Origin of the sequence: Bacillus hominis (assembly GCF_018332515.1) — a bacterium.
Taxonomy (GTDB): domain Bacteria; phylum Bacillota; class Bacilli; order Bacillales; family Bacillaceae_G; genus Bacillus_A; species Bacillus_A hominis.
On the sequence record NZ_BOQD01000028.1, the window covers coordinates 1 to 10,362 of the forward strand.

The window sequence follows — 10,362 nt, forward strand, 5'->3', positions numbered from 1 at the left end:
GCTCTTTTTTATGCTTTATAAACAATCATGGCTGAAAAACAATAAATTTGATTTTCATCATCGTTAATTGAAACACCAACTTGATACTTTATATCTACAAAATTTCCATCATCAATTTTTTTCAAAAATACATTTACAGCGTCTTCTAAGTCTTTTTCATGACTTTCATCAAACACTTTCACACGAATCATGTTAACACCATCCTAGATCGCAGCCCTCCGCCGCTTGTTTGTTGCCACGGTGCGTATCTATGATGCGATAAAACTTTCCATCTTCATATATATATCCGTCTTCTAACACATATTGTTTATCTTCAGTATAGACATAAAACTTACCTATCATAAACTTACTCGTATATAATTCCAAATAATCTTGCCTAAATTTAGCGACAACTTTATTTGTAATATCAATTCTAATTGTGCGCCCCACCTTCTCTCCCTCCTTTGCAAAGAACGGATTTAGGTATATTGTATTAGCGATTTTATATTTTATGCTTAAAAATAAGTGGATATGCCCTCTTTCTGCACCTGTACTATTTTTCTAAAAAAAATCACCTACATTTATTCAGCATATAAGCACAAAAAAAACATAAAAAAAAGACCTTTTACATATTGACTCAAACACATTCAATATGGTATTATATAAAATTTGACATTTTTATAAACTTATGTTATCATTGAAAGTGGTTACCACATATGGAGGTGGATGATTTGTTTCAAATTGGTGATAAAATCGTTTATCCAATGCACGGTGCAGGGATCATCGAAGCAATTGAAGAGAAAGAAATATTAGGTACTTCGCGTCAATATTGTGTTATACGCATCATCAGTAAAGATATGCAAGTAATGCTTCCGATGGATCAATTACAAAAATCAGGTATTCGTTATATCGTAGATAAAGGTACGTTAGATGTTATACTTCTTGAATTTCATCATGGGGAATCAGACCCATCACTCTCATGGAAACAAAGATATACAATGAATATGGAAAAAATGAAGAACGGCAATCTTCAAGATAGTGCAGAAGTTGTTCGTGATTTACTTCGTCGCAATAAAGAAAGAGCATTAAATGCGAGCGAAAAACAAATGCTAGATAATGCGCGCAAGATGGTTATTAGTGAAGTTGCACTCGTACAGAATGTTTCAGAACATCAAGCAACAGAATTCCTTCAAGATACAATCAATCATTAATTTTTAAAATAGCCGACCGCTATTTTTTTTGCGTAAAAAAGGCCAAAGAGATAAATCTCTTTGGCCTTTTTTCTATTGAAAAACTAGACAGTTTCTTTAATAGATACTTATAGTTGAATCTCTCTTCCAATCTCTCACGTCTATGCCATATCAATATATTTTCACATTATCCACGTCCATCGTTCATCCTCTCTACTAAAAATCATACAAATTTCTTTTTAAGGCCGCTACTCTAAATCATCTAAATGAGCTTTCATTTTCTCTTTCACTCGCGCGCAAACTTGTTTTGCAATAGCACCAGAAACATTTTTTTCTCGCTCTACTTTTTTTATTTTTATGTGATCTAAATCATCTTCTAAAGTAAGTGTAATACGATCATTCGGCGGATTATGTGCCCCTTGAAATGTAAGAAATTGTATCGTAACTTCAAATTTAGGAATAAACTCATCTTTCTTCCCTATGCGCTTTATGTTTGTAACGGATTCACATTCATGTTGATCTTCTGTCACTTGCCTTATAACCGAGTAATATCGATTCAGTAACGCACTTTCTAAAAGCTGTTCCGTCGATTCTTTTGCCAAAGAATTGCTTGTGGAAAAGAAAAAAACAGGACATATCATTGAAATCATTACACATATCTTTTTCATAACTTCCTCCTTTTCCTATAAGATAGTGTTCTCCAAAATGCCATAAAAAAACAACTTTCCTTATGTAGGAAAGTCGTTTTTTTATAGCACAAATCCAGTATTAACCACCGCTCACTGGTGGTATTAGTGCAACTACATCACCAGAATGTATCGTATCATCTTCATTTGCGTACTCTTCATTAATCGCAACCATAATTGGCGCTGACACTGGTACATTATATTCTTTCGCAACAATATCTTTTAACTCTGCAACCGTAATATTTTCTTTCTCTATTTGTAATTCACTCGTTCCTGCTTCTTCTTGCAAGTTCGCAAATAACAATACTCGAATCATATTTATAACTCCTTCCCAGGCTCTCCTGCTGGATATGGTGTTTTTTCTAATTGATCACCAATCCATGAGTCACCATCTTCCCAAAACTCCTTTTTCCAAATCGGAACAATTTGCTTAATACGCTCCATAATATATTCATTCGCTTCATAAGCCTCTTTACGATGAGGTGTTGATACAGCAACAACAACCGCTATATCAGAAATTTGCAGCGTGCCGATGCGATGCGTAATCGCAACATGTGTACCGGGCCACTTCTCCTTCACTTCTGACCCAATTTTCTGTAGCATCTTTTCTGCCATCGTCTTATAAGCTACATACTCTAAGTATAGTGTACGACGCCCTTTCGTAAACTCCCTAACTGTTCCAATAAATGTCGTGACAGCACCGCATTCACGGCGAACTACTTTCTTTGCCACCTCTTCAATCGAGATTTCTGTATCAATTACTTCATAATACGTATTTATCATTTTGCACCCCTAACCGTTTGTAAAAACCAGTCTATATACAATTTTTCTTCTGTTATATGAAATACTTTATATTCTTCTCGTACATTTGACGGAGCATCATACCACGTAATAACCGCCGCTATATTTTCTACTTTATGTAAAAGTTCAGCGTCTTCCGCAGAACGAAGTAACACTATTTTGGGATATTTCTCAGCTTTATAGCCCTCTATTAAAATTGTATCCACTTCAAAAAATTCGTACAAGCGGATAATTTCTTGCAAGGACCATTCATCTCGCAAAGAGGACAGAGATAGTAATCCAGCACCTTCTACACTACTTACGACAGCACCAGCTTTTCGGTGCCTTTCACTATCTTTTTGCGCTACTTCAGGAAAACCACCATGACCATGATGCTTAATTGTAGCAACTTTCATTTCACTTTCAGCTAATGCATGCACCAATTTCTCTACAAGTGTTGTTTTCCCGCTATTTTGATACCCTACTATTTGTAAGATTGAAGGGGCGTTGCCCACGGCCAATCACTTCCCTCTGAGCATTCTAACAATAATACAGACACTTTCATTCCTGCTTCAAACCCTCTCGTCCCTCCAGGCAGCACGATAAAAGCATTCGCATCCGCAAGTGAAGAGACTGCACTCGATTTATCTAAACCGACCGGCGTCGCTTGTAGTTCCCCATTAACAATGCTCACTTTCGCTCTTACAAAACGAGTAAACGGATTTGGTTTCGGAAAATCTTTTTGCAAAATAGCGTCTGCCCTATATATGTGAGGCTCCTTCGCATGCAAATACGTTTTCATAATTGGATGCACAAATAATTCGAAACCTACATAACAAGCTGACGGATTACCTGATAAACCGAAGAGTAGCTTTCCATCAACTTCAGCTACTGTCGTTACACTCCCTGGCCTCATCGCTATTTTATTAAAGAGTACATTCACCTGTAACCTTTCATAAATAGCTGGTAAATAGTCGTAATCCCCTACTGAAACACCGCCCGTTGTAATTAAAATATCAACCTCATCCATCGCTGATTTAACGGCTGTAAAACATGCATCTAACTCATCGGCAAGTTGTACATAGTAACGCACTTTTCCGCCAGCTTTCATAATTTGAGCGGCAATCATATAAGAGTTACTATTTCTAATTTTCCCTGGCTCTAACGGCTCGTGCACTTCTAGTAATTCGCTTCCTGTCGTTACAATACCAACAACAGGCTGCTTTATAACTTTCACAGTGCTATATCCAAACGTCGCTAATAGTGTGGCAACACCTGGATTGATTACAACACCTTTCTTAACGAGGACTTGATTTTGTTTTATATCTTCCCCTTTAAATGATATATTGTCACCGTTTTGGAAAGAACGTTTTAACTTCATATATGTACTTTTGTTCTTATCGAATCCTTCCGTCAACTCTAGCATTACGACTGCATTGCAACCTTTTGGAATAGCTGCTCCTGTCATAATACGCACCGCCTGAAAAGCTCCTACTTCTTCTATAAAAACAGATCCTGCTCCGATCTCTCCTATTACTTCAAATTCAACCGGCTGCTCTTGACTCGCTTCCTTCGTATCTTCTGCTCGAATTGCGAAACCATCGTAAGGAGAACGATCAAAGTGAGGAACGTCATGATCTGAGACAACATCCTCCCCAAGAATCCTCCCGTAACTTTCTGTAATAGAAACTTCTTCTGCTTCACCATGCTTAGCGTATTTCATAACCCGCTCTACTGCCTCAGCAACTTGAATTGGAATTCTTCTTTCTACCATCATTTCTCACCCCATATTTGCAATTTTTTTTATCTCGATTAAACTTTATGTATTAAATAAAAATTACTTCAAGGAGGAATTCCATGTCTTCATTCACACATTTCAACGACCAAGGACGCGCTAAAATGGTTGATATAAGCGACAAAAAAATAACCGTTCGAACAGCAATAGCATGCTCTAGCATTCTCGTTACGAAAGAAATTTTTGATAAAATCTCTCACAATGAAATTGGTAAAGGTGACGTATTAGCCGTCGCACAAATTGCAGGTATTATGGCTGCAAAACGTACTTCTGATATTATCCCAATGTGCCATCCTTTATTATTAAAAGGTGTTGACGTCTCTTTCGATTGGAAACAGTCAGAAGAACAATATCGACTACTTATTGAAGTAAAAGTTAAAACAGAAGGTAGTACCGGCGTTGAGATGGAAGCCTTAACAGCTGCTTCCGCTACCGCTCTTACTGTATATGACATGTGTAAAGCCGTTGATAAGGGGATGATTATTGGCGAAACGTACTTACTTGAAAAAACGGGCGGAAAAAATGGAGATTATATGAGAAAGTCTTAATCCTACCTTTTCCATTTGAACCTAAAGGATTCTCCTTTAGGTTCAACCTATATATCTTGCATATAGTCGTTTCGCAACATTCATATCATTCGTACCATGAATAAATGCCCTGCCATCTGTAAATAAAACAAAACGATATTCTTCCACTGGAAATGATAATAAATACGGCGTTGCTTTTACATCCACACTTTTTTGTAAGCGCTTTTTAATTTCTTCTAAATTAAACCCCTGACGCACACCTGGACGGATTTGAACTGTATTTCGTCCACATAATACTTCTGTTTTCGTTTGTGCCTCAAATGTTAAACTCGGATATGTACGTAGTTTTCCACAAGATAAACATGTATCCTTTTTCTGCCTATTCACTTTAAATGCCATCTGTTGATTATTCCAAAGATCAAATGATAGCATCGTTTCACGAAGTGCCTCAAAATCTTCTACTAATATTTTTAAAGCTTCCGTTATTTGATGTGCAACTACTAATTGCACTGCTGGCTGTATAATACCGGCCGTATCACATGTCGCTCCGCTCGCCGGATGTTCCATTAAACATCGAAAACACGGCGTTTTTCCTGGCAAGATTGTATAAGTTACTCCGTAACTTCCAACACATCCTCCGTATATCCATGGAACGTTATACATCTGAGATATATCATTAATAAGAAGGCGCGTTTCAAAATTATCTGTCGCATCCAATATTAAATCTACACCTTTAATTAACTCTTCCATTTCTTGCACCGTTACATCAGTCACAACTGGTACAATTTCTACTTCGGAATTAATTGCCTTTAAATGTTCTGCTGCCGCTATCGCTTTCGGCTTATAATGCTTTGCATCTTCTTCTGTATATAATTGTTGCCTTTGTAAATTACTCCATTCTACATAATCACGATCAGCAATTGTTATTTTTCCAACACCTGCTCTAACAATTGCTTCTGCATTCGCTGCTCCGAGCGCACCAGCACCGATGACGAGCACGTGCTTCCCTCTTATTTTCCGTTGTCCTTCTTCCCCAACACCAGAAAATAACATTTGTCTTGAATATCGCTCTTGCATACGACATCCCCCTTTCTTATCCTCCTATATAAGACATTTCAATTTTCGGACGATTTTTCGCGCTTTCTTCTGTCCGTTCATCTGAATATCGATCTTGTCTATTCTCCCATACATCTTGTATAGCTTTTAACAACTCATTATCCGAAAGGTTTTCCCCGAGAAGTTTCCTTAAATCCATTCCTTCTGTCGCAAACAAGCAAGTATAAAACTTTCCATCTGCTGAAATTCTTGCTCTCGTACAAGAAGAACAAAATGACTCAGAAACAGAGGTAATAAAACCAACCTCTACATTTGTTCCAACGTATCGATATCGTTTCGCAACCTCACCAAAATAATGAGCTTCAGCTGGCTCAATTGGATACACCCCATGAATCATATCAATTAATTCTCGTTTCGTAATAACTTGATCAAAATTCCATCCATTCGTACTACCAACATCCATAAACTCAATAAATCTAAGTGAAATTCCTTGTTCTTTAAAATACGCAGCAACCGGAAGTACTTGATGATCGTTCATCCCTTTTTTCACAACCATATTTACCTTCACTTCAAGGCCTGCTTCTTTCGCTGCTATAATTCCTTTTAACACTGGCTTCGTATTCATATTTCGGCCATTAATTGCGCGGAACACATTATCATCTATCGCATCCAAACTAACATTTACTCGGTGTAACCCAGCTTCTTTTAACGCCTTCGCTTGCTTCGTTAAATGAATCGCATTTGTCGTTAATCCTATATCTACTAAACCGTCAATTTTCACGAGACGTTCGATAAGTTTTGTTAAATCCTTACGGAGCAATGGCTCACCGCCAGTAAGTCTAATTTTCCGTACACCGATGCTAACAAATACTTTTGCTAATCGCTCGATTTCATCAAATGTCAGTAAAAACTCCTCTTTCAAAAAAGCATAATCAGGACCAAACACTTCCGCTGGCATACAATACGTACACCGCAAATTACAACGATCAATGACAGAGATGCGCAAATCTTGAAGTGGGCGTCCGAAAAAATCTTTAACCTTCTCCTGCATCGCCACTCTCCCTTTCTGCCAAATTTATCCCTCTCTTCATTCTATTATAATATATTTTTGAAACGTGATGTTTTTGCTCAAACAAATAAAAAATTCATCTTTCATTTGAATTGTATTTTCCAAAACCGTCTCCAATACTTCGTTTAAATAAAGACTCCCCTAATTTCTTAGGGGAGTCCAACTGTTGAATCCATATTATCTGTATTAGGGACACTTTGTACTACATTTGATACATTTGCACCTTGACCCGTATTTGTTCCTGTTAGATTACTAGCAGGAGTACCTTTCGTATACGTTGTCGTCACACTATCTCCTGGCTGTAAACAAAGCTTCGTCTCCGTCCCTATTACTGTAACAACATCAATCCAAGTGCACCCCGTTGAACCACTATACGATTTCGAGGCAGTAAACGAAGTATCACTCAAATTATCACCCGTAAATATATTCCCAGTGTTATTAACGATAATAAACTCTTTTATACGTGCTGGCATACTTACACTCTACCTCTCCTTTACGAACCTAATGTACGTGTACTCGTTGCTAATGGCGGTAAAAATACTGATGTTCTAATCACCGCTTCTGGCTGCCTTTTCCCATTTAGAAAAACAGCCGCACTCGATCCTCCAGCACCCGCGTATATTTTCGCTACAGCTAAAGGTGAGAGATCATAACAGTCACCAACATTAACAGCTCCTGTATTATTTATAATTTTTACTTTACGCATGTTAATCCCCATTTACCTATCCCCCTTTTATCCCGCTATTTGCGGGCAGTAAGACTCCCACCTCAAAATTTGGCTGGAGCAAAGAAGTTAGGCGAGAGATTTACTGCCCGTAAACGCCCGATTGGTGCGGGCTAATAATCAGTGGGGGATGAACAAAACCTCCACTGATTAAAGTTTCACTTTATACACTGTATGCAAAAGAAAAAAACTTGAAACAAACACGTTTCAAGTTTTTTCGGCTAATTATTTAGTTTCACCTTCATATTGAAGCATACCGCCAACCATATTCACTGTTTTAAATCCTTGCTCATTTAAATAATGGCATACGTTTTCACTACGCATTCCAGAACGACAAATAAAGATATATTCATTCTCTTTCTCAAAGAAATCTACTTTATTTGGGATATCGCCCATTTTAATATGTACAGCTTCTGGAATTTTCCCTGCTGCTACTTCTTCATCTTCCCTTACATCTACTAAAAATAATGTTTCTCCATTTTCTAATCGCTCTTGTACTTCTTCTGTAGTAATTGTTTTTACTTCTGTCATATGTAGTTCCTCCTTATATACAATAAAACCTTCAGTTTCTTCTTTAAACAATCATTTCTCATCAATTTTAGCACGCGAAGGAAGGAACGCAAAGAATGGAACATTTATTTCTCAATTTTCCCGCAAAACTTATTCTTTACAAACATAACTAGCGCATTGTATCCTCAATATACTTGTTTGATGAAAGGAGCCAGTTACAATGACACTTTTTCTTTTCATTATGGGCATCATTTTCTTAGTTTTTGCAGTTATTGCTCTTAGTATGAAAAATAATAAAAAGATAAAATCACCACAAGAAATGTCCTTCTTATTTCTATTACTTAGTATAGCTTTCTTCGGTTTATCAATCGCTACATATATTTTCCGCCTGCAAATCATGTAAAAGAAGGTGCCTACTACACACATTGCACCTTTTTCACATTATTTATTTCCTACACGAAACTAGATACTTTCCGATTTAAAAACTCATAAACTTTCTTTTCAAATAAATGAACATCTAACGCTCCTGCCATATGCCCATTTATACTTTCTATCTCATATACTTCTGCGTACTTCCCTTGCTTTTGCAAAATGTCTACCATTTTATAATTGTAACGAGGCGGCTGAAGTAAATCTTGCTTACATGGAATCATGAGTACATTCGCTTCCATATTAGAAAGAGCCTCTTCTAAAGAAGAAAATCCATGCGCAATATCATGTAGTAAGACTGCTTTCGCAGTGTACATCCATGAATTTGCATCTACTAAATCTATACTTTTGCATGTCACTTTATTTATCTCTTTCTCAAATGATGTTAATGCAGAAAATTCCTGATAAGGTGCCATTTCTATACTATTCCGCGGAAATGCCATTTCATAAAAATGTTCATCAAACGCATTCATAAACATCATTCTATTTGCTAAATGAAGCCCCTTCATTGGCTGCTCTTCTCCATACTTTCCACCTTTCCAATTTGGATCCAGCTGAATTGCTTCAATCGCATTTTGCGCTACATTGCCCGACGTTATAATTGGATTTTGCGGGTTCGTAATAACTCCAATCATTCGCTCTACCATATGAGGATAGCGGACAGCCCATTGCTGTGCAATCATCCCACCTGCCGACGGTCCCATTACAGCATGTAACCTAGAAATCCCCATATCTTTTATTAACTCATATTGCATACGTGCTACATCTAAAAATGTGAAAACTGGAAAATCCATCGCATACTCAAAACCAGTCATCGGATTTATCGATTTTGGTCCAGTAGTAATCACGTAGGGGTTCTTCACCTGTACATTACAAAGGTTATCAGTACATATAACGAAATATTTATTTGTATCAATTGCTTTCCCAGGTCCAATTAATCCATCCCACCAACCAGACTCCTCGTCATGCGCTGTATATTTTCCTGCCGCGTGACTTGTTGCACTAAAATGGTGACAAACCAAAATCGCATTTGATTTTTCTCTATTTAAAGCACCATACGTCTCATACCCCATTTGAACAGGAATCTCTCTACCATTTTCAAACACAAACTCTTTTAAAACAAACTTCTCCTTTTTTACAATTTGCACAGACTCGCCTTCTTCCCGTCATATTATGAACTGCTTACTAAAGGATTTTTTCTATGCAAACCAATCTCCTCCTTCTTTTCATAAATAAATGAATAATATACAAAATTAGCCACAAAATAGCACTATATTACACAATCAAAGAGGGCATACATATGATTTGGAATTGGTTACGTAAGAAAAAAAACTCAAATACAGCAGAAGCAAAAGAGACAAATGAATCGGAACAACAGCCTAACGATCAAGAGAACAATAACACAAAGCAAACTAGAAGCATGAAACAGAGCAAAGATAAGAATAGCCAGCAAAAAAATATGGAACAAACTGAGGAACCTTCTAAGCAAGATGAGTCTTCTCAAAACAAACAACAAAATTCTAAACAAGACGAGTCTTCTCAAAACAAACAGCAAGATGCTAAACAAGACGAGTCTTCTCAAAACAAACAGCAAGGTTCTAAGCAAGACGAGTCTTC

Annotated in this window: 16 protein-coding genes and 1 pseudogene; 4 read left to right on the forward strand and 13 right to left on the reverse strand. The window is 37.1% G+C overall.

Going from position 1 to position 10,362, the window contains the following annotated elements; all coding sequences use genetic code 11:
• Positions 1–8: 8 nt before the first annotated feature.
• Together KI356_RS04025 and KI356_RS04030 are read right to left on the reverse strand one after the other, a co-directional pair.
• On the reverse strand, positions 9–191 hold the full coding sequence (locus KI356_RS04025) for a sporulation protein Cse60 (protein ID WP_000621746.1): 183 nt from the start codon (positions 189–191) through the stop codon (positions 9–11).
• 1 nt (position 192) lies between these two features.
• Positions 193–429 (reverse strand): DUF2553 family protein, encoded by a 237-nt coding sequence (locus tag KI356_RS04030; protein WP_002089059.1) that lies wholly within the window; start codon positions 427–429, stop codon positions 193–195.
• A 266-nt stretch (positions 430–695) separates the two neighbouring features.
• Between KI356_RS04030 and KI356_RS04035 the strand changes: the two genes are divergently transcribed.
• Complete coding sequence (locus tag KI356_RS04035) at positions 696–1,190, forward strand: CarD family transcriptional regulator (protein WP_087946831.1); 495 nt, start codon at positions 696–698, stop codon at positions 1,188–1,190.
• A gap of 227 nt (positions 1,191–1,417) precedes the next feature.
• On the opposite strand, the gene KI356_RS04040 is transcribed toward KI356_RS04035, so the two are convergent.
• The 5 genes from KI356_RS04040 to KI356_RS04060 form a co-directional block, all read right to left on the reverse strand.
• Positions 1,418–1,837: a DUF3888 domain-containing protein gene (locus tag KI356_RS04040; RefSeq protein WP_212934837.1), complete on the reverse strand. Its 420-nt coding sequence runs from the start codon at positions 1,835–1,837 to the stop codon at positions 1,418–1,420.
• 100 nt (positions 1,838–1,937) lie between these two features.
• On the reverse strand, positions 1,938–2,171 hold the full coding sequence (gene moaD, locus KI356_RS04045; protein ID WP_002067685.1) for a molybdopterin converting factor subunit 1: 234 nt from the start codon (positions 2,169–2,171) through the stop codon (positions 1,938–1,940).
• A gap of 2 nt (positions 2,172–2,173) precedes the next feature.
• Positions 2,174–2,638 carry a molybdopterin synthase catalytic subunit MoaE gene (gene moaE / locus KI356_RS04050; protein WP_002112357.1) on the reverse strand — a complete coding sequence of 155 codons (465 nt, stop codon included), beginning with the start codon at positions 2,636–2,638 and terminating at the stop codon, positions 2,174–2,176.
• A complete protein-coding gene (gene mobB / locus KI356_RS04055) occupies positions 2,635–3,156 on the reverse strand; it encodes a molybdopterin-guanine dinucleotide biosynthesis protein B (protein ID WP_212934838.1) in 522 nt (173 codons plus the stop codon). Before mobB ends, moaE begins: the two co-directional genes overlap by 4 nt.
• Positions 3,120–4,409 carry a molybdopterin molybdotransferase MoeA gene (locus tag KI356_RS04060; RefSeq protein WP_212934839.1) on the reverse strand — a complete coding sequence of 430 codons (1,290 nt, stop codon included), beginning with the start codon at positions 4,407–4,409 and terminating at the stop codon, positions 3,120–3,122. Before KI356_RS04060 ends, mobB begins: the two co-directional genes overlap by 37 nt.
• Positions 4,410–4,492: 83 nt before the next feature.
• On the opposite strand from KI356_RS04060, the gene moaC reads away from it, so the two are divergent.
• The gene (gene moaC / locus KI356_RS04065) at positions 4,493–4,978 is read left to right on the forward strand and encodes a cyclic pyranopterin monophosphate synthase MoaC (protein WP_002123168.1); all 486 of its coding nucleotides are present in this window, start codon (positions 4,493–4,495) and stop codon (positions 4,976–4,978) included.
• 42 nt (positions 4,979–5,020) lie between these two features.
• Here moaC and KI356_RS04070 read toward each other — a convergent pair whose 3' ends face one another.
• The 5 genes from KI356_RS04070 to KI356_RS04090 all read right to left on the reverse strand — a co-directional run bounded on the left by KI356_RS04070 (position 5,021) and on the right by KI356_RS04090 (position 8,337).
• Positions 5,021–6,034, reverse strand: coding sequence for a molybdopterin-synthase adenylyltransferase MoeB (locus KI356_RS04070; protein WP_002067678.1), 1,014 nt, complete (start codon positions 6,032–6,034; stop codon positions 5,021–5,023).
• 16 nt (positions 6,035–6,050) lie between these two features.
• Positions 6,051–7,064 (reverse strand): GTP 3',8-cyclase MoaA, encoded by a 1,014-nt coding sequence (gene moaA, locus KI356_RS04075; RefSeq protein ID WP_128282977.1) that lies wholly within the window; start codon positions 7,062–7,064, stop codon positions 6,051–6,053.
• 167 nt (positions 7,065–7,231) lie between these two features.
• Positions 7,232–7,555, reverse strand: coding sequence for a hypothetical protein (locus KI356_RS04080; RefSeq protein WP_128282976.1), 324 nt, complete (start codon positions 7,553–7,555; stop codon positions 7,232–7,234).
• 20 nt (positions 7,556–7,575) lie between these two features.
• Complete coding sequence (locus KI356_RS04085) at positions 7,576–7,800, reverse strand: spore germination protein (RefSeq protein WP_128282975.1); 225 nt, start codon at positions 7,798–7,800, stop codon at positions 7,576–7,578.
• A 231-nt stretch (positions 7,801–8,031) separates the two neighbouring features.
• Positions 8,032–8,337 (reverse strand): rhodanese-like domain-containing protein, encoded by a 306-nt coding sequence (locus tag KI356_RS04090; protein WP_000141214.1) that lies wholly within the window; start codon positions 8,335–8,337, stop codon positions 8,032–8,034.
• Positions 8,338–8,536: 199 nt separating this feature from the next.
• On the opposite strand from KI356_RS04090, the gene KI356_RS04095 reads away from it, so the two are divergent.
• On the forward strand, positions 8,537–8,719 hold the full coding sequence (locus KI356_RS04095; protein WP_128282973.1) for a hypothetical protein: 183 nt from the start codon (positions 8,537–8,539) through the stop codon (positions 8,717–8,719).
• A gap of 49 nt (positions 8,720–8,768) precedes the next feature.
• Here KI356_RS04095 and KI356_RS04100 read toward each other — a convergent pair whose 3' ends face one another.
• Entirely contained in the window at positions 8,769–9,893 is a 1,125-nt protein-coding gene (locus tag KI356_RS04100; RefSeq protein ID WP_128282972.1) for a homoserine O-acetyltransferase family protein, read from the reverse strand.
• A gap of 152 nt (positions 9,894–10,045) precedes the next feature.
• Between KI356_RS04100 and KI356_RS04105 the strand changes: the two are divergent.
• Positions 10,046–10,362 (forward strand): annotated as a pseudogene (locus tag KI356_RS04105) (spore germination protein); the annotation flags it as partial.